The following is an 18,862-nucleotide window of genomic DNA, read 5'->3' as shown; positions in this document are numbered from 1 at the left end:
CTGCCATGACGAACGCTTCGCGCGCTCAGGTCGATTTGGACGCCCTTGCGCGCGATCTGCGTCAGGAGCAGGGGCGTGTTCCCCCGGGGGGCGCCAAGCCCGATCCGCTGGCCGAGCTGGCGCGGATCGTCGGACAGGATGACCCGTTCCGTGCGCTCCTGGCGGCCCGCGACGAGATGCGCGGCGCGGCGCCCGCGCAGCCGCAGGCCAACTGGGACGGCCGGGTCGAGCCGAGCTTCGCCCCCGAGCCGCCCAAGTCGAACCCTGCCGACGCCTTCGACCAGTACTTGGCCTCAGTAGAGCGCGACACCCACGAGGAACCGGTCGCGTACGGCGCGGAAGCCGGGGATCCGCAGGAGGCCGCCGCCGCGGACTACGCGGAGGGTCGCTCGCTGCGCCGGGTGAACCCGCGCCGCCGTCTGGCGTCCGTCGGCGCCGGCATCGCCATCGTCGCCGTGGCGGTGACGGGAGCGCTCACCTACAAGGGCCTGCAGGGCTCGGGCAGCGCCGGCGGCGTACCCGTGGTCCAGGCGGATTCGACCCCGCTCAAGGTCGCCCCGAAGGTCGCCGACGGCGTCGAGATCCCGGACCAGAACCGGCAGATCTACGATACCAAGGGCAAGACCAAGGAAGCCCAGATCAAGATCGTCAACCGCGAGGAGCAGCCCATCGACGTCGCCGAGGCGGCCCGCGCGGCGCAGGGGACCGGTCCCGCCGGCGGTGCGCAGAGCGGCACCACGCCGGGCAACGGCCCGTTCGAGGCGTTCGGCGAGCCGCGCCGGGTCCGCACCGTCGCGGTGAAGCCGGAGGCGCCCCCCGCGCCGGTCCAGCGCGAGGCCCAGGCCGACGCCGCGCCGGCCCCGATCCCGACCATGGTGTTGCCCACCGACGAGCCACCCCAGACCAAGTCCAAGCCCGGCCGCCAGGCCGCCGCCTCCCTGGCGGCGCCGGATCCCGAGCCGGTCCAGGCCGCGCCGAATTCCATGGCGGCCGATGCCGCCCCGCCGAAGTCCGTCGCCGTCAAGCCGGCCCCGAAGGCCGCGCAGCGGGTCGCCACCGTGGCCACGCCGGCCCCGGACGCCCCGGATGCCGTCGACGACACCGTCAAGACGGGTTCGGTCGGCGGGTTCTCGGTCCAGCTCGGCGTCCGCAGCTCCGCCGCCGAGGCGAAGGCGGCGCTCAAGCAGATGCAGGCCAAGTACAGCGGCCTTGCCGGCAAGCCCGAGCTGATCCGCCAGGCAGAGGTCAACGGCAAGACGATCTTCCGCGTCCGCGTCGGGCCCCTGGCCAAGAACGAGGCAACCAGCCTGTGCAGCACCCTCCAGGGCGAGGGCGGGCAGTGCTTCGTCGCCAAGAACTGAGGCCGCGGTAGCGCCGGCCACCGGTCAGGCTCCGGATTTGGTGCACTACGAGGTCGACGCCTCGCCGCCGGACGTGAACGTCGGCTAGGGGCGGGCGTGTTGCGCCCCAGCCTGAGAGGGCAGGGGCTGATCTGAGGGGGGCGGTGCACGCGAGTCCCGCCCGCAACACTCGGTCTCGGACACGGGCTCCAATCTTTCAGGCCCGCGGTTTCGCCTTGCCGCCTCCCTGTTCCCGCCCGACTCTGCCGCCACCGATTCGCCGAACCCGACATATCCTCCGCCGCACCCAAGCGGCCACCGAGAACCCCGCATGACCGCCCGTGCCCTGATCCTCGGCTGCGCCGGCAAGACGCTCTCCGTCGAGGAGGCCGCCTTCTTCCGGGACGTTCGGCCCTGGGGCTTCATCCTGTTCAAGCGCAACATCGGCACGCCGGACGAGGTCCGGACGCTGACGGCGGCGCTGCGGGACTGCCTGGGTTCCGACGCCGCCCCGATCCTGATCGATCAGGAGGGCGGCCGGGTCCAGCGCATGGGCCCGCCGCACTGGCCGGCCTACCCGGCGGGCGGCCGCTACGGACGCCTGAACGGGAGTGCCACCGCGATCGCGCGGCTCGGGGCCCGGCTGATGGCCCATGACCTGGCCGAGGTCGGCATCAACGTCGATTGCGCGCCTGTCCTGGACGTGCCGGCGCCGGGATCGCACGACATCATCGGCGACCGGGCCTACGGATCGTCCCCGGATCGGGTGGCCGAGATCGGCCGGGCCGTCGCGGAAGGCTTGATGGCCGGCGGCGTCCTACCGGTGATGAAGCACGTGCCCGGCCATGGCCGCGCCGCCTGCGACAGCCATCACGGCCTGCCGGTAGTGGAGGCGACCCTGGCGGCGCTAGCCGCTCAGGATTTCCGGCCGTTCCAGGCGCTCGCCGACCTACCGATGGCGATGAGCGCCCATGTCGTCTTCACGGCCATCGATCCCGACCGCCCGGCGACCCAGTCGGCGACCGTCATCCGCGACGTGATCCGCGGCGCCATCGGCTTCGACGGCCTGCTGATGACCGACGACCTGTCGATGCACGCGCTCACCGGCACGTTCCGCGACCGAACCGAAGCCGCCTTCACGGCGGGGATCGATGTCGGCCTGCATTGCAACGGCGCGATGGACGAGATGCGGGCCGTCGCTGAGGCGGCACCGACTCTCGACGGCGCCGCCGCGAGGCGGGCCGCTGCAGCCCTGGCATGCCTGGACCGTGCCGGCGACGGGCTCGACGTGCCCGAAGCCCGGGCCCGGTTCGCGGCCGCGCTCGCGACCGCCGCCTGATCCGCGGCCTTCCACCGCGGGCATCCACTGTCCCTGATGCCGCCTCTGCTTGTGTTCGGGCGGTACGATCCCTAGGTTCGCCCGGAATTCTTCAACCGGCCGTGGCGTCCCGCCCCCATATGGGAGCGCAGGCAAGTGGGCGCGGCCAGGTGGGCGCACGCAGGAGGTTGCCATGGGCAGCATGAGTATCTGGCACTGGGTCATCGTTGCCGTCATCGTCATGCTGCTGTTCGGACGCGGCAAGGTCTCGGACCTGATGGGTGACGTCGCCAAGGGCATCAAAGCGTTCAAGAAGGGCATGGCCGAGGACGAGACGCCGCCGGTCAGCAGCCAGCCGGTCGCTCCGCCGAACGAGCCGGTCCGCACCATCCCCCACGCCGCCGAGACGAGCCCCGGGACCGCGGTTCCGGCGAGCCATCTGCCCGGCGGCGAGCGTAAGCCGGTCTGAGGACTGTCAGGGCGCGCGCTGTGGTGTAGAGCCTGACGGGGTTCGGATCGAGGTCCGGATCCCAGGGCAGCGGGACCGTCGACGACATGCTGGACATGAGCTGGGGCGAGGTGATGCTGATCGGCGGCGTCGCCCTCATCGTCATCGGGCCGAAGGACTTGCCGAAGGCGCTGCGCACCGTCGGGCAGATCACCACGAAACTGCGCCGCATGGCCGGCGAGTTTCAGATGCAGTTCAACGAGGCGATCCGCGAAGCCGAACTCGACGAGGTCCGCAAGGAGGTCGACGGCATCCGCAACACGGTCCGCACCGCGAGTTCCGGCTTCAATCCGGTCCAGACGATCCGGGACGAGCTGAAGGGTGCGGTGGAGGGCCGGGTCGCCGCCCGCCAGGGTTCCGAGCCCCTCGGCCCCGAGAAGCCGGTCGCGGACACGCGTTCCCTGGCCGACGCTACCGCGCAGCTCAAGGCCGAGCAGGACGCCGTCGCACCGGCCAATGCGGACCCCGGTGCCGTTGACGCTGCGCCGCATACCGACGCGGTGCCGCCTGAGGCCCCGCTTCCGGTCCCGGGCTCGGTCGACGATCCCTACGGACCGCCGCCCGAACCTCAGACCCCGCACGACGCTCCCCTGGACCCGAAGAACGGCGCCACTGCCCGATGATGAGCGACGCCGACGAGGCCGAGATCGAAGCGTCCCGGGCACCGCTGCTCGAACACCTGATCGAATTGCGCGCGCGGCTGATCAAGTCGCTGGCGGCCTTCGTGGTGATGTTCTTCGGCTGCTTCTTCTTCTCCCGGGATATCTACAACATCCTGGTCTACCCCTACGTCTCGATCGTGGGGGTCCAGAACGCCGAACTGATCGCGACGCACTTCCTCGAGCAGGTGTTCACCAACATCAAGCTCAGCGTGTTCGGCGCCGCGTTTCTCGCCTTTCCGGTGATCGCCACGCAGATCTACGCGTTCGTGGCGCCGGGCCTGTACCGGAACGAGCGCAAGGCGTTCCTGCCCTACCTCGTGGCCACGCCGATCTTCTTCATCCTGGGCGCGCTGGTGGTCTTCTTCCTGGCTATGCCGCTGCTGATCAAGTTCTCGGTGTCGCTGCAGCAGGTCGGCGTGGCCGGCGAGCCGACGATCAAGCTGTTGCCCAAGGTCGACGAGTACCTTTCGCTGATCATGACGCTGATCTTCGCCTTCGGCATCGCGTTCCAGTTGCCTGTGATCCTCACGTTGCTCGGCCAGATCGGCATCATCGACGCGGCGTTCCTGCGCGAGAAGCGCCGCTACGCGATCGTTCTCGTCTTCGTCGTGGCCGCAGTGCTGACCCCGCCGGACGTCATCTCCCAGCTCTCGCTCGCGCTGCCGATGCTAATCCTCTACGAGGCCTCGGTGTTCTCCGTTTCGCGCGTGGAGAAGCTGCGCGCGGCGCGTCGGGCCGCGGAAGGGTTGGATCCGTAAGGATCGGCGTCGGCAGCGATCAACGGTTCGGAATGCGTTTCACCGCTGACCTGTGACCTCCGGCGTGCCGACGATGCCAAGACGGCAAGATCGATCGCCGTGTCATTCCGGGGCGCCGCAGGCGAGCCCGGAACCTATAAACGCCAACGGTGCAAGGCCTTAAGCTGTCAGCGTGTATGGATCCCGGGCTCCGCTAAGCGGCCCCGGGATGACAAGGAGGAGGCTTGTGCCGTTGCGCGCGTCCTGCCCCGCCCGTCCCAACCATTCAGCACACGGGCCGAGAGTCCAGTCGAGCGAACCGGCCCCAATCACTCTTGATTCTTGAGGGATGCGAAACAGCCACCTCGTCGGAGCCCTACGCCGTTCGCAGCAGCACGTGACGCTTCTTGCCGAAGGACAGCTTGATCACCCCGTCCTGAGTCAGGTCTGCGGGCGTCAGCACCGCCTTCTCGTCCGTCACGGCGGCATCGTTCACCCGCAGCCCGCCGCCCTTGATCTGGCGGCGCGCCTCGCTGGTCGAGGGCACCAGCTTGGCGATGTCCGGCCCGAACGCGGTGAGCACGCCGAGTCCGGCTTCGAGGGTGGCGGCCGGAACGGTGACGCTGGGGAGATCCGCCGCGAGGGTGCCCTCGACGAACGTCTTCCGGGCGGTCTCGGCGGCGGCTTCCGCCACCTCGCGGCCGTGCATCAGCGCCGTGGCCTCGGTGGCGAGCACCGTCTTGGCCGCGTTGATCTCGGAGCCGGCCAGCGCCGCGAGCCGCGCGATCTCTTCCATCGGCAGCAAAGTGAACAGCTTCAGGAAGCGGACCACGTCCGCATCCTCGGTGTTCCGCCAGAACTGCCAGTAATCGTACGGCTTGAGCATGTCCGGGTTGAGCCAGACCGCGCCGGCGGCGGTCTTGCCCATCTTGGCGCCCGAAGAGGTGGTCAGCAGCGGGCAGGTCAGGGCGTAGAGCTGGGGCGTGCCCATGCGCCGGCCGAGATCGATGCCGTTGACGATGTTGCCCCACTGATCCGAGCCGCCCATCTGCAGGGTGCAGCCGTAGCGGCGGTTCAGCTCCACGAAGTCGTAGGATTGCAGGATCATGTAGTTGAATTCCAGGAACGACAGTTCCTGGTCGCGCTCCAGGCGCATCCGGACGCTGTCCATCGACAGCATGCGGTTCACCGAGAAATGGCGGCCGATGTCGCGCAGCATCTCGATGTAGTTGAGCTTGGTCAGCCACTCGGCGTTGTCGACCATCACGGCATCGCCGGCGCCCTCGCCGAAGCGCAGGAACCGGTCGAAGGTCTTGCGGATCTCGGCCTTGTTGGCGTCGATCTGCTCGACGGTCAGGATCTTGCGGCTCTCGTCGCGACCGGACGGGTCGCCGACCCGGGTGGTGCCGCCGCCCATGAGGGCGATCGGCTTAGCCCCGGTGGCCTGAAGCCAGTGCAGCATCATGATCGACAGCAGGTGCCCGACATGGAGCGAGGGCGCCGTGCAATCGTAGCCGACGTAAGTCGTCAGCCGCCCTTCGAGCGCCGCGGTATCGATCCCGGCGAGATCGGAGGTCTGGTGAATATAGCCGCGCTCGGTGAGGATCCGCAGGAAGTCGGATTTCGGCGCGAAGCTCTCGGCATTCATGGCTGCGGTCTCGGGTCGCCAGCCGGCGCGACAGGCAAAGGCTCTGCGTGCTAGCTCGCGCTGGGGTTCAGGATACGGCGCGCTCTTAGCAGGGCGTTCGCCGAAAGGCACGGGGTCGAGCACAATGGCGATGATGCGCGCGATCGGACTGATGAGCGGCACCTCGCTGGACGGCGTCGACATCGCGCTGATCGAGACCGACGGCGAGCGGGTCCACGTGGTGAGGGGCCACAACAACTTCCTCGAGCCGCTTGGGCCGACCGGTTATCGCGGCTACTCCGACGACGAGAAGGCGCTCCTGCGGGTGGCGACCAAGGATGCGGAATCGGTGCTCCATCCGGGCGACCGGCCCGGCCGGCTGCCTGAGGCGGAGGCCTTCGTCACCCAGGCCCATGCCGAGGCCGTCGAACGGTTCCTCGCCGAGAACGGCCTGGACGCGAGCACGGTCGACGTGATCGGCTTCCACGGCCAGACCGTGATTCATCGGCCGGACCAGCGCATCTCGATCCAGATCGGTGACGGGCAGGCGCTGGCGACCCGGCTCGGCATCCCGGTGGTCTCCGATCTGCGCCGGGCCGACATTGAGGCCGGCGGGCAGGGGGCGCCGCTGGTGCCGGTGTTCCACAAGGCGTTGGCGCAGGCCTCCGGATTCGACGGACCGTTCGGCATCCTCAACATCGGCGGCGTCGCCAACGCCACGCTGATCGATTCCAAGGGCGGCGTGATCGCCTTCGACACCGGACCCGGCAACGCCCTGATCGACGAGTGGATGCAGGAGCGCGAGGGCAAGAACCTCGACGACGGCGGCCGTACCGCCGCCCGGGGCCGCGCCGACGAGCCGCTGCTCGCCTGGCTGCTGATGCACCCGTTCTTCTTTCGCCGCCCGCCGAAATCCCTCGACCGGAACTGGTTCTCGCACAAGCTGGCGGGTCAGCTCTCCACGGAGGACGGCGCCGCGACGCTCACGGCCTTCACGGCGCGGGCGGTGGCCCGGGCCCTGGACCACGCCCCCGAGATCCCGACCCGCTGGATCGTGGCGGGCGGCGGCGCGCGCAACGGCGAGCTGGTGCGGCTCCTGAACTATCACCTGAGGTCCGAGATCACGACTGCTGACGCCATCGGATGGTCGTCGGCCTACCTGGAGGCGCAGGCCTTCGCGTATCTGGCGGTCCGCTCCCTCCGGGGCCTCCCGATCACGTTCCCCTCGACCACCGGGGTGAGCGAGCCGAAGACCGGCGGGGTGCTGGCGCGACCGATTGCCTGATCGCGAGGCCCGAACCCGACGAACGGCCCGTCTGTTGGACTTGGATCGAGGCGATCGGGATCCGAGACTTTGGCCGAGACCTACCTGCGCTACCACGACGGCATCGAGACGCCCGCGCCTGATGAGGCCGAAACGATCGATGCGATCATCGCGTCGATGACCCGCGAGAGCGAGACGACGGCCGCGCGCTACGGCCATGCGGTGCGGGCGTCGCACGCCAAGGTCAGCGGCGTGGTCACGGGCGAGCTTCAGGTGCCGGACGACCTCCCGCCCGAGCTGAAGCAGGGTCTGTTCGCCAAAGGCGGCACCTATCCGGTGATCGTGCGCTTCGCGCAGGGGCCGGGGGAATTGCTGAAGGACAGCGTCTCGACCCATCGGGGCATGGCGATCAAGGTCCTGGGCGTCCCGGGCGAGACGCTACCCGGCCACGGGGCCGCCACGCAGGATTTCGTGCTCGCCACGGGCCCGGTTTTCCCGAACCCGGACGCGAAGGGCTTCCTGAGCAGCATGAAGCAGCTGGAAGCCGGCACGAAGGCGCCGGAGGCCGTAAAGTCCGTTGTGTCTCACATCGCAAGGGCGGCCGACGCGGTGGTGAAGTCGGCGACCGGCGAGAGCTCGGCGCTGCTGGACTTCTTCGGACACCAGCCTCTGCACCCGCTGGCCGAGCCGTATTATTCCCAGGCCGCGCTCCGCTACGGCGATCATGTCGCGAAGATCGCGGCCTTCCCGGCCGGCGCGCGGCAGCAGGCCCTGGCCGACGAGGAGCTGCATCCGGGCCAGGACCCGGACGCGTTCCGGCACGCGGTCGGTGCCTTCTTCGCGGGCGATGCGGCCGTCTTCGAACTCCGCGTCCAACTCTGCACCAACCTCGACGACATGCCGGTCGAGGATGCATCGAAGCGCTGGAACGAGGCGGCCAGCCCCTACCGCACCGTGGCGCGACTCGTCCTGCCGGCCCAGGATGCCCGGTCCGAGGCGCGGACGCGCTACGCCGACGACGTGCTGTCCTTCCGGCCGGCCCACAGCCTGGCGGCGCATCGCCCCCTGGGCTCACTGATGCGGGCACGGCTCAAGACCTATCAGGCGCTCTCCAACTTCCGCCACGGCCGCAACCAGACGCCGGAGACGGAACCGACGTCCATCGAGCAGGTACCGGCGTGATGCCGGCGGGTGGGTGAGCCTCGGCCACGCCCTGGGCCGGATCGTCGAGGAATACCCGCTCGCCCGCCTCGATCCGCCGGCCAGGCATCCCCTCGCGGCGGTAATCCGACGCGGGGCGCCGGATGAGCTGCGGGCAGCCCTCGAACCGATCGATGGCCCGTTCCTCGTCAAGGGCAGTCCCGGCCGGGGCACCCGTTGGGCCGCCGTCCCGTGGCTGGCGGTGTTCGACCCGGCTGTCACGACCAGTGCGACGCGGGGCTACTATCTCGTCTACCTGTTCCCGGCGCACCGCCCGGTCGTCCACCTGTCGCTGGCGCAGGGGACCGTCGCCGCGATCCGCGAGCACGGGCCGCGCGCCGAGGCCTACCTGCGGGCCAGCGGGGATGCCCTGCGCGCACGCCTCGCCGACTTCGCCGAGCGCCTGCCGAACCGGTGCATCACCCTCGGCAGCGCCGGCGAGTTGCCGGAGGGCTACGAGGCCGCGCACATCCTCGGCCTGACCTACGCCCTCGACGACCTCGGCGACGAGCGGCGGCTGCGCGCGGATCTGGCGGCGGGCGTGGCGGCTTATCGGGCGCTCAAGGGGCGGGGTGGTCTCGAACGGGGAGAGGCCAAAGAAGGCCTTTCAATCGCATAAACAACCATTCGTATTGAATTATAGATAAATGCATGAAATAAACATTCGGTTTATAGAAAATCGATCGCCATATAATAAACTCTGATCGACAGAGTGCGATCTAATGACGGGCAACGAATTCGTCTGAAATTCACCTTCCCATAGGGCTCTGGTGAGGTGAAAATGCCGAGCAATAAGCTCGAGTCACGATAGATGGACAGATCGCTCTTCAAAAACAGACCCTCTCCGCGGACCATTCTTATTGTTAATGGGCGAACAAAGCTGACCGCAAATTATGTCAATGCGATCGCTGGATCGATCTTCGCCGTTGGTGGACTCCGTCAATCTTTGCAGTTTTGTACACATCGAGTCCGCCGAGCGTTCCGATCCCCGGGGTTGTTTGCATCGCGATTGTTTGCTGGATCGCGAGCGCGAGCCGATATTACGCTGTGCGGCGCTTCCTGAAGGAGTTGGTGTCATGAGCATCGTGAATCTCCTCGTCCTGCTGAGCGTTCCCGCGGCAGCGCTTATCCTCGGGTTTGGGGCGCTACATTTTGCGAAGCGGGCCAACGAGCGCTGAATGCGGCGAGCTTCCTCAGGCTCGTATCGAATGCCAGCCCGGCGGGTTGATCGCGAACTGAACGATCGCATGCATCACCTGCCGTTTGTGCCACCGGCGCTCCCGCGCTAGACGGGCCGCGTCATGTCTCACAACACCTTCGGCCACCTGTTCCGCGTCACGACCTTCGGCGAGAGCCACGGGGTCGCGCTCGGCTGCGTGGTGGATGGCTGTCCGCCCGGGCTGGCGCTGGAGGCCGACGAGATCCAGGCGGAACTCGACCGCCGCAAGCCCGGCCAGTCGCGCTTCACCACCCAGCGCCGCGAGCCCGACCAAGTGAAGATCCTGTCGGGAGTGTTCTCGGACGACCGCACCGGCGGGCGTCAGTTCACGACCGGCACGCCGATCGCGCTGATGATCGAGAACACCGACCAGCGCTCGAAGGACTATTCCGAGATCCGCGACAGCTACCGGCCCGGCCACGCCGACTACACCTACGATGCCAAGTACGGCATCCGCGACTATCGCGGCGGCGGCCGCTCCTCGGCCCGGGAGACCGCGGCCCGGGTCGCCGCGGGTGCGGTGGCGCGCAAGGTGATTCCGGGCATCACCATCCGGGCCGCCCTGGTGCAGATGGGACCGCACGCCATCGACCGGTCGCGCTGGGACTGGGAAGAGGTCGGCAACAACCCGTTCTTCTGCCCCGACCCCGAGACGGCCGCCCTGTACGAGACCTATCTGGACGGCATTCGCAAGGACGGCTCCTCGGTCGGCGCCGTGATCGAGGTCGTGGCCGAGGGCGTGCCGCCGGGCCTGGGCGCCCCGGTCTACGGCAAGCTCGACGCGGATCTCGCCGCAGCCATGATGTCGATCAACGCCGTGAAGGGCGTCGAGATCGGCGACGGGTTCGCGGCCGCCGCCCTGCGCGGCGAGGACAACGCCGACGAGATGCGCAGCGGCAACGGCGAGCGCCCGCGGTTCATGGCCAACCATGCGGGCGGCATCCTGGGCGGCATCTCCAACGGCGAGCCGGTGGTGGTGCGTTTCGCCGTGAAGCCGACCTCTTCGATCCTGACGCCGCGCCGATCGGTGACCCGCGACGGGGCCGAGGTCGACCTGATCACCAAGGGCCGCCACGATCCGTGCGTCGGCATCCGCGCCGTCCCGGTGGCGGAGGCCATGATGGCCTGCGTGCTGGCCGATCACTATCTACGTCATCGCGGACAGGTGGGAGCCGCCTGACGCGCCGCAGCCGAGGCCGATCGCCCCGCGATCGACCGAGCGCTTCGGATCCACGATTTCACAGTCTCGCCCGCGCCGGACCCTTTTCCGGCGCGGGCGAGCCGGGCCTGTCCACCCCGCGCGGGGCGGAGAGATGCGAGACGAGAGAGCGATCCGTGCCCCATTGCACCGTTACCGAGGCCATCGCAGCCTTCGCCCGCGGCGAGATCGTGGTCGTCACCGACGATGACGACCGCGAGAACGAAGGCGATCTCGTCGTCGCCGCCTCGCTCTGCACGCCGGAGAAGATGGCGTTCATCATCCGCAACACCTGCGGAATCGTCTGCGCGCCGATCACCCAGGATGAGGCCCGCCGGCTGCATCTCGACCCGATGGTGGCCTCGAACGACGCGCCGCTGGGCACCGCGTTCACGGTCACGGTCGACACCAAGCACGGGCTGACCACCGGCATCTCCGCGGAGCAGCGCTGCAACACCGTGCGGGCGCTCGCCAACGGCAACATGGGCGCCGGCGACTTCGTCCGCCCCGGCCACGTCTTCCCGCTGATCGCCCGCAACGGCGGCGTGCTGATGCGCTCGGGCCATACCGAGGCCGCGGTCGACCTGTGCAAGCTCGCCGAACTGCCCCCGGTCGGGGTGATCTGCGAGCTCGCAAACGACGACGGCACGGTGATGAAGGGCCCGCAGATCGAGGCCTTTTCCGAGACGCACGGCCTCAAGCGCGTCTCGGTCGCCGACCTCATCGCCTACCGGCAGGCCCGGGACCGGCTGGTGGAGCGGGTCGGGCACTTCACGGTCCATTCCAACCACGGCGACGTGACGGCCTACGCGTTCTCCACGCCGTTCGAGACGATCCAGCAATTTGCCTTCGTGATGGGCGAGATCGGCAACGGCCAGGACGTGCTGGTGCGCCTGCACCGCTCCAACGTCGCCGCCGACGTGATCGGCGGCGGCAAGCAGATCGACGCCGTGCTCAAGCGCTTCGCGTCCGAGGGTCGTGGGGTGCTGGTCTACCTGCGCGACGGCACGGCGGGCGTTCCCATGAAGAGTGCCACCGAGGAGGGCACGGAGGCCCTGCGCGCCCGCCAGTGGCGCGAGGTCGGCCTCGGCGCCCAGATCCTGCGAGACCTCGGAATCGTGTCGATCCGCAACCTCGCGACCTCGGCGCGCTCGTATGTCGGCCTCTCGGGCTTCGGTATCGAACTCCTGGGCGACGAGCCGCTGGAGGGGTGATCCGAGGCCGGACGCGCCTCAGGCACGGCGCGCGATGGTCCAGAATGCGGCGCCTGCCATGATGGCGGCGGCGCCCCTGTTCAGCCGGGCGCGGAAGGCAGGTTCGCTCAAGGCATCCCGCGCCTGTGCCGCGAGGGCGGCATAGGGCGTCATCACCACAGCGAGCACCGATCCGGTCAGGCCGACGAGTGTGGCGTAGTCCCCGGTCGTGATGGTGCGAAGGTCGATCAGCGTCGGCAGTACGGCGAGGTAGAAGACGATCGTCTTGGGGTTGGCCAGGGTGACGGTGAGCCCGGCGACGAAGCTCGCCAGCGGCCGGTCGGCCGGGCCGCCCTCCACCCGGTCGGTCCGGCCGGCCGAACGCCAGAGCCGGACCGCCAGGATGGCGAGATACAGGCCGGCGCAGAGCCGGACGACCAAGAACAGTTCGCCCAAAGTCTCCGCGATCAGGGCCAGCCCGAACACCGCCGCGGACAGGAACGTGAGGTCGCCCAGGACCAGCCCCACCGCGAAGGCCATGGCGGCTTTGAAGCCCGAAGAGAGAGCACGCGCGATCAGGGCGACGACGCCGGGGCCGGGCACCGCGGCGGCGACGCCGAGCGCCAAGGCGTAGGTGAGGAAGCCGGCCGACGTCATCGCGCCGAGCCCGGGTCCAACGGGCTTGCGGCGGCCGGGCGGGCCGCCTCCGGTCTCGCGCCGATCATTCTCTGTGACATCGCGCGATTCGCCTGCCCGTTGGTGGACCCGACTATGGCGTGCCGGATGCCGGCGGCAACCGGACACGCGAGGGGCCTACCGGTCAGCCGTTTCGAGGTGTTTGGATCGCTCTGCACGCGAGGCGCTTCGGCCATGGGACCAAGCGTTTTGGAGGGCGCAGGCTAGGTCCGAGGGCATGCGACCAGCTCTCGCCAAGGTGACCGCCGAGAAGTGGGCGGGGAAGGAACAGACCGGTCGCGGTTATGCTTCCTCCGCGGATCCCAGGGTTCCGCGGACATTTCAGCCGCTGCCCTGTCATCCCGGGGCGCAGTAGGCGAGCCCGGGATCCAGAACCCCGTACGGCGCAAGTCACTGATCCAACACTGGTTCTAGATCCTAGGCTCCGCTTCGCGGCCCCGGGATGACGAGGCAGTTTTCAGAACGCCCTCGGCAAAGACCAGGGGTCACTGGCCAAGCGGGACAGTCCTGTGCCGACCTTTGCTCGAACATCTCGATAGGTCTGGGCCTACCGGCCCATGAGTGCGTCGACATGGGCGGACACGGATTTGGCGAGGCCTTCCAGGCTGTAGCCGCCCTCGAGCACCGAGACGATCCGGCCGCCGGCGGACCGCTCGGCCAAGTCCATCAACTTGCGGGTCGCCCACCCGAAATCCTCCGCTTCCAGCCGGAGATTGGCCAGCGGGTCGAGGCGGTGAGCATCGAAGCCCGCCGAGATCACGATCACGTCGGGCTGGAAGGTCTCCAGCCGCGAGAGGATGCCGGCCTCGAACGCCTCGCGGAACACCTCGCCGTCGTCGTTGGGCCGCAGCGGAACATTGACGATCGTGTCCTTCTCGCCGCGCTCCGAGGCGGCGCCGCTGCCCGGATACAATGGCATCTGGTGGGTCGAGCAGTAGAGCACGCTGCCATCGTCCCAGAAGATGTCCTGGCTGCCGTTGCCGTGATGCACATCCCAATCGACCAGCGCGACGCGCTCGGCACCATGCTTTTGCCGGGCGTAGCGGGCCGCGATGGCGGCGTGGTTGAACAGGCAAAAGCCCATCGAGCGGGTCCGCTCCGCATGGTGCCCGGGCGGGCGCATCGCCACAAAGGCGTTGCGGCATTCGCCGGCCATGACCGAATCCAGGGCATGGTTGGCGCCCCCGATCGCCCGCAGGGTCGCCTCCAGGCTACCGGCGGACAGGATGGTGTCGGCATCGATCCCGACCATCCCGTGCTCCGGGACCGCCGCCACCAATGCGTCCACGTACTCGCGCGGATGCGCCAGGGTGGCCACCTCGATCTCCGCCCTGGGCGCCGCGACCCGCACGAGGCCGGCGAAGCGCTCGTCCTCCAGGGCGCGCTCGATCGCACGCATCCGCGCCGGCCGCTCCGGATGGCCCTCCGGCACCTCGTGGTCGAAACTCGCGGGATGGCTGACGTACAGGGTGGTCACGACGGTCGCTCCCGGGTGCGGTCCTGTCGCGCGCCTGCAACAAGAGCCGGCAATGTGCCATGGGCGGAACGCGCGGACTACGGGTGCGTGCCCGCCCTGGTTATAGTTGCTCGAATCTTCCGCGGGCGCATTGCGGCCGGGCCGCATGCCCGGCGGCGCGGAGGAGGTCCGAGAACAGCCGCATGCGTCTCATCCCGCGTCTCATCCCGGCCATCGCCTGCGTCGTCCTGCTCGCGGGCTGCACGTTCAAGGCCGTGCCCGACCCGAAGGTTTCGGCCCGCGACGCCGAGTTCATGGCGCTCGTGCCCGACGCCGAGTTCGATCCGCACTTCGCGCGCTACCAGGTGAGCGATCCGACCGGACAGCCTCCGGGCACGATCGTCGTCGAGACCAGGGAGCGCCAGCTCTACCTCGTGCTGCCGGACGGCAAGGCGATCCGCTACGGCGTCACGGTGGGTGATGAGGCCTATGGCTGGACCGGGACAGCCACGGTCACCCGCAAGGCCGAGTGGCCGGCCTGGAACCCTCCGGCCGAGATGATCCGGCGCTGGCCGCACGTTCACGCGATGGAGGGCGGACCGATGAACCCGCTCGGCGCGCGCGCCCTCTACCTGTCCGATCACGGCAAGGACACGCTCTACCGGATCCACGGAACCAACGAGCCGGAGAAGATCGGCCAAGCGGTCTCGTCGGGCTGCATCCGCATGCGCAACATCGACGTGGTGGACCTGTTCGATCGTGCCCCGGTCGGAGCCACGGTCATCGTCCGGTAACGCAACTGGTCAACGTCCCAATAAGCCTGCTTGCTCGGTCCGTGTTTACCTGAACTTCCGTTCAGATCTTGCCGTTAACTTCCGGCAGGGGTGCCGTCCCGTAAGTTCAAATCACACCGGGACAAACACCGACCGCAGCAAAGGTCGGAGGAGCAGGCAGCCATGACCATGATCTCCGTTCAACAGTTCTGCAACCATGCCGTTTCCACTGGCGCGATCAGCGACGAGGACCTGCTGGTCCTCAAGCGCGAGGTTCTGCCGGAGGGGATCATGAGCCGCGACGAAGCCGACATGCTGATCGCCCTGGAGCGGGCCGTGATCGGCTCCGAGGCCTTCGCGGACTTTCTTGTGGCTTCGGTGGTCGACTTCGCCGTCTGGGGCCTGCGCCCGACCGGCTACATCGACCGGGATGTCGCCGCCTGGCTCGCCAGCTCGCTTAGCGGCCGGGACGGCCCGAGCCCGGTCGGCGCCCGGATCGCCATGGAGATCGTCCGTGAGGCGGAAGGCAGCGCCGAGACCTTGATGGCTTTCGCGCTGGACGCCAACCGCTGGACCCGTGAGGCGGCCCAGGCTCCGCGCCTCACCTTCGCGCTCGCCGCCTGAGCGACCCTTCGACCAAGGCGCAGCTTCCGTCCGCGGCGCAACTGATCTATCGGGACAGTCAAGCCGGTGTGCAATCCGGCGATCTCGAAAGTGATGCGCCAGCGATGTTCGATAAGATCCTGATCGCCAACCGGGGCGAAATCGCCTGCCGGGTCATCAAGACCGCCCGGAAGATGGGCATCAGGACGGTGGCAGTCTATTCGGACGCCGACCGCGATGCGGTGCACGTCGCGATGGCCGACGAGGCGGTCCATATCGGCCCCGCCGCCGCGGCGCAGTCCTACCTGGTCATCGAGAAGATCATCGAGGCCTGCCGGCAGACCGGCGCCCAGGCGGTCCATCCCGGCTACGGCTTCCTGTCCGAGCGCGAGGCCTTCCCGAAGGCCCTCGAGGCCGCCGGCATCGTGTTCATCGGCCCCAATCCCGGCGCCATCGCCGCCATGGGCGACAAGATCGAATCCAAGAAGGCGGCCGCCGCCGCCAACGTCTCAACCGTCCCGGGCTACCTCGGCGTGATCGAGAGCCCCGAGCACGCCGTCGAGATCGCCGACGGCATCGGCTACCCGGTGATGATCAAGGCCTCCGCGGGCGGCGGCGGCAAGGGCATGCGCATCGCCCATTCGTCGGGCGAGGTCGCCGAGGGATTCGCCCGCGCCAAGTCCGAGGCGTCCTCGTCCTTCGGCGACGACCGGGTGTTCGTGGAAAAGTTCATCACCGACCCGCGGCACATCGAGATCCAGGTGATCGGCGATAAGCACGGCAACGTGATCTATCTCGGCGAGCGCGAGTGCTCGATCCAGCGCCGCAATCAGAAGGTGATCGAGGAGGCGCCGTCGCCGCTGCTCGACGCCGAGACGCGCCGGAAGATGGGCGAGCAGGCCGTCGCCCTCGCCAAGGCCGTGAACTACGATTCCGCCGGCACGGTCGAGTTCGTCGCCGGCCAGGACAAGTCGTTCTACTTCCTCGAAATGAACACCCGTCTCCAGGTCGAGCACCCGGTGACCGAGATGATCACCGGCCTCGACCTCGTCGAGCTGATGATCCGGGTCGCGGCGGGTGAATCGCTGCCGCTCACCCAGGAACAGGTGAAGCTGGACGGCTGGGCCGTCGAGAGCCGCGTCTACGCCGAGGATCCGACCCGCAACTTCCTGCCCTCGATCGGACGTCTGACCACCTACCGGCCGCCGGAGGAGGGCCGTCAGGGCACCGCGATCGTGCGCAACGACACCGGCGTGGAGGAGGGCGGCGAGATCGCGATCCACTACGATCCGATGATCGCCAAGCTGGTCACCTGGGCGCCGACCCGGGCTGAGGCGATCGCAGCGCAGGGCGACGCGCTCGACGCCTTCGCGATCGACGGCATCCGCCACAACATCCCGTTCCTCTCCGCACTGATGGCGCATCCGCGCTGGCAGGAGGGCGAGCTCTCCACCGGCTTCATCGCCGAGGAATTCCCGAACGGCTTCGTCGCCCCGGAGCCCGCGGGTGCGGTGGCGATCCGCATGATGGCCGCGGCGGCGGCGATCGACCACAAGCTGAACCAGCGCAAGCGCGGCATCTCCGGGCAGATGCGCGCGCCGGGCCTGTTCGCGTTCGAGCGGGACCGCGTCGTGATCCTGGCCGGCCAATCCTACGCGGTGACCATCGAGCCGGAGGGCGAGGACCTGATCGTCACCCGCGATGACGGCACGGCGCTGTCGGTGGCGAGTGCGTGGCGCCCGGGCGAGCCGGTCTGGATCGGAACGATCGGCTCCGAGCGCGTCGCCATCCAGGTGCGCGGCCTGCTGAACGGCGTGTTCCTGCAGCATGCCGGCGCAGCCGCCGAGGCCCGGGTCTACACCCGCCGGGAAGCCGAACTCGCCGCGCTGATGCCGGTGAAGGAGCAGGCCGGCTCGGGCAAGCAGGTGCTCTGCCCGATGCCGGGCCTCGTGAAGCAGATCCTGGTCACCGAGGGCCAGGAGGTGAAGAACGGCGAGCCGATCGCGGTGGTCGAGGCGATGAAGATGGAGAACATGCTCCGCGCCGAGCGCGACGCCACGGTCGCGAAGATCCACGCCAAGGAAGGCGACAGCCTCGCGGTCGACGCGGTGATCCTCGAATTCGCCTGATCGCAGCGCGCTCGTCGTGACTGCGGTTCACAACGAGCAGACGAAGCTCCTGGCCACCGCGCTGAACAACATCGCGGTGGCTTTCGTGGTGATCGGGTTCGTAACGCCGATCACGGCCATGAGTTTTGAGTCGCGAGCGCGCCGACCTTGCGTCCGGCCACCGCATTCTTCGCGGCGATCTGGCTTTCCGCAGGCATCGGCTTACATGCGATCGGCAGGCGCGTGCTGCGGAGCTTCAAGCCATGAGCTCGGGCGAAATCTTCGTGACGTTCGTGATTCCCGCCGTCACCCTCGCCGTGGCCTACGCGGCGATGCGGGCGAACGAGTGGGCCGTGCAGCGCAACGAGCGCGAATCGGGGAAGTGACTCGACCGGTCGGCCGCTGATCGCTGCGGTATGCCCCTCTACTTCGCCTACGGCGCGAACATGGATGCCGCCGCGATGGCCCTGCGCTGCCCGGTCTCGCGGCTGATCGGCGGCGGCTGCCTGAAACGGCATCGCTTCATCGTCATGCGCGAGGGCTACGCCTCGGTGGTGCGCGATCCCGCCCGGGTGGTGCACGGAGTCCTGTGGGAGCTGGCGCTCGACGACATCCCGGCGCTGGACCGCTACGAGGGCGTCGCGGGCGGGCTCTACGCCAAGGTGACGCTGCCCGTGACCACGGCCGCCGGCACCAAGCGCGCCCTGATCTATCTCGGCCGCTCCACCGCACCGGGCCGGCCAAGACCCGGATACCTCGACGCCGTGCTGGCGGCCGCGCGTGCCGCCCAGCTTCCGCCGGCCTATATCCGCGAACTCAGTACCTGGATGCGCGGACCGCCCGCCTGAACGGGCGGCAGTTGGTACGCAACCTGCTTGCTCGCGATCGACCGGGGCAGCCACACCAGCCTTTCGCCCCGGTCAGCTGTCGTGATTGCGCAGCGTGCCCTTCGGTCAACGG

At 68.7% G+C, this 18,862-nt stretch carries 19 protein-coding genes; 15 read left to right on the top strand and 4 right to left on the bottom strand.

Going from position 1 to position 18,862, the window contains the following annotated elements:
- The first annotated feature begins 5 nt into the window (after positions 1-5).
- The 5 genes from AC0IY0_RS11770 to tatC all read left to right on the top strand — a co-directional run bounded on the left by AC0IY0_RS11770 (position 6) and on the right by tatC (position 4,586).
- A complete protein-coding gene (locus AC0IY0_RS11770; protein WP_471763856.1) occupies positions 6-1,361 on the top strand; it encodes an SPOR domain-containing protein in 1,356 nt (451 codons plus the stop codon).
- A 310-nt stretch (positions 1,362-1,671) separates the two neighbouring features.
- On the top strand, positions 1,672-2,679 hold the full coding sequence (gene nagZ, locus AC0IY0_RS11765; RefSeq protein WP_471763855.1) for a beta-N-acetylhexosaminidase: 1,008 nt from the start codon (positions 1,672-1,674) through the stop codon (positions 2,677-2,679).
- Positions 2,680-2,851: 172 nt separating this feature from the next.
- Positions 2,852-3,127, top strand: coding sequence for a twin-arginine translocase TatA/TatE family subunit (locus AC0IY0_RS11760; protein ID WP_147906723.1), 276 nt, complete (start codon positions 2,852-2,854; stop codon positions 3,125-3,127).
- 86 nt (positions 3,128-3,213) lie between these two features.
- On the top strand, positions 3,214-3,789 hold the full coding sequence (tatB, locus tag AC0IY0_RS11755; RefSeq protein WP_147938531.1) for a Sec-independent protein translocase protein TatB: 576 nt from the start codon (positions 3,214-3,216) through the stop codon (positions 3,787-3,789).
- Positions 3,786-4,586, top strand: coding sequence for a twin-arginine translocase subunit TatC (gene tatC / locus AC0IY0_RS11750; protein WP_147906725.1), 801 nt, complete (start codon positions 3,786-3,788; stop codon positions 4,584-4,586). The genes tatB and tatC overlap by 4 nt, the downstream gene beginning before the upstream one ends.
- A 355-nt stretch (positions 4,587-4,941) precedes the next feature.
- On the opposite strand, the gene tyrS is transcribed toward tatC, so the two are convergent.
- On the bottom strand, positions 4,942-6,213 hold the full coding sequence (tyrS, locus tag AC0IY0_RS11745; protein ID WP_471763853.1) for a tyrosine--tRNA ligase: 1,272 nt from the start codon (positions 6,211-6,213) through the stop codon (positions 4,942-4,944).
- Between the two features lie 124 nt (positions 6,214-6,337).
- Between tyrS and AC0IY0_RS11740 the strand changes: the two genes are divergently transcribed.
- The 5 genes from AC0IY0_RS11740 to ribB all read left to right on the top strand — a co-directional run bounded on the left by AC0IY0_RS11740 (position 6,338) and on the right by ribB (position 12,287).
- Entirely contained in the window at positions 6,338-7,477 is a 1,140-nt protein-coding gene (locus AC0IY0_RS11740; RefSeq protein ID WP_147906727.1) for an anhydro-N-acetylmuramic acid kinase, read from the top strand.
- Positions 7,478-7,546: 69 nt separating this feature from the next.
- Entirely contained in the window at positions 7,547-8,638 is a 1,092-nt protein-coding gene (locus AC0IY0_RS11735; protein WP_471763852.1) for a catalase family protein, read from the top strand.
- Positions 8,639-8,651: 13 nt separating this feature from the next.
- Positions 8,652-9,275 carry a DUF3578 domain-containing protein gene (locus tag AC0IY0_RS11730; RefSeq protein WP_147906729.1) on the top strand — a complete coding sequence of 208 codons (624 nt, stop codon included), beginning with the start codon at positions 8,652-8,654 and terminating at the stop codon, positions 9,273-9,275.
- A 682-nt stretch (positions 9,276-9,957) separates the two neighbouring features.
- Complete coding sequence (aroC, locus tag AC0IY0_RS11725) at positions 9,958-11,055, top strand: chorismate synthase (RefSeq protein ID WP_471763851.1); 1,098 nt, start codon at positions 9,958-9,960, stop codon at positions 11,053-11,055.
- 155 nt (positions 11,056-11,210) lie between these two features.
- Complete coding sequence (gene ribB, locus AC0IY0_RS11720; RefSeq protein WP_471763850.1) at positions 11,211-12,287, top strand: 3,4-dihydroxy-2-butanone-4-phosphate synthase; 1,077 nt, start codon at positions 11,211-11,213, stop codon at positions 12,285-12,287.
- Positions 12,288-12,305: 18 nt separating this feature from the next.
- On the opposite strand, the gene AC0IY0_RS11715 is transcribed toward ribB, so the two are convergent.
- Entirely contained in the window at positions 12,306-12,923 is a 618-nt protein-coding gene (locus AC0IY0_RS11715; RefSeq protein WP_471763849.1) for a LysE family translocator, read from the bottom strand.
- Positions 12,924-13,509: 586 nt separating this feature from the next.
- Complete coding sequence (locus AC0IY0_RS11710; protein ID WP_147938538.1) at positions 13,510-14,439, bottom strand: histone deacetylase family protein; 930 nt, start codon at positions 14,437-14,439, stop codon at positions 13,510-13,512.
- A gap of 182 nt (positions 14,440-14,621) precedes the next feature.
- Here AC0IY0_RS11710 and AC0IY0_RS11705 point away from each other — a divergent pair, with 182 nt between their 5' ends.
- The 3 genes from AC0IY0_RS11705 to AC0IY0_RS11695 all read left to right on the top strand — a co-directional run bounded on the left by AC0IY0_RS11705 (position 14,622) and on the right by AC0IY0_RS11695 (position 17,923).
- Complete coding sequence (locus tag AC0IY0_RS11705) at positions 14,622-15,212, top strand: L,D-transpeptidase (RefSeq protein WP_147938539.1); 591 nt, start codon at positions 14,622-14,624, stop codon at positions 15,210-15,212.
- A gap of 162 nt (positions 15,213-15,374) precedes the next feature.
- The gene (locus tag AC0IY0_RS11700; RefSeq protein WP_147854217.1) at positions 15,375-15,815 is read left to right on the top strand and encodes a hypothetical protein; all 441 of its coding nucleotides are present in this window, start codon (positions 15,375-15,377) and stop codon (positions 15,813-15,815) included.
- A 104-nt stretch (positions 15,816-15,919) separates the two neighbouring features.
- Positions 15,920-17,923, top strand: coding sequence for an acetyl-CoA carboxylase biotin carboxylase subunit (locus AC0IY0_RS11695; RefSeq protein ID WP_419830485.1), 2,004 nt, complete (start codon positions 15,920-15,922; stop codon positions 17,921-17,923).
- A 110-nt stretch (positions 17,924-18,033) separates the two neighbouring features.
- Here the strand turns inward: AC0IY0_RS11695 and AC0IY0_RS11690 are convergent, their stop codons facing one another.
- Positions 18,034-18,162: a hypothetical protein gene (locus AC0IY0_RS11690; protein ID WP_471763848.1), complete on the bottom strand. Its 129-nt coding sequence runs from the start codon at positions 18,160-18,162 to the stop codon at positions 18,034-18,036.
- A 3-nt stretch (positions 18,163-18,165) separates the two neighbouring features.
- Between AC0IY0_RS11690 and AC0IY0_RS11685 the strand changes: the two genes are divergently transcribed.
- Complete coding sequence (locus AC0IY0_RS11685) at positions 18,166-18,288, top strand: hypothetical protein (protein WP_471763847.1); 123 nt, start codon at positions 18,166-18,168, stop codon at positions 18,286-18,288.
- 30 nt (positions 18,289-18,318) lie between these two features.
- The gene (locus tag AC0IY0_RS11680) at positions 18,319-18,750 is read left to right on the top strand and encodes a gamma-glutamylcyclotransferase family protein (protein ID WP_471763846.1); all 432 of its coding nucleotides are present in this window, start codon (positions 18,319-18,321) and stop codon (positions 18,748-18,750) included.
- Positions 18,751-18,862: the final 112 nt, after the last annotated feature.

Source organism: Methylobacterium sp. AC315, from assembly GCF_979253755.1.
This window is presented reverse-complemented; position numbering and strand designations above follow the sequence as displayed.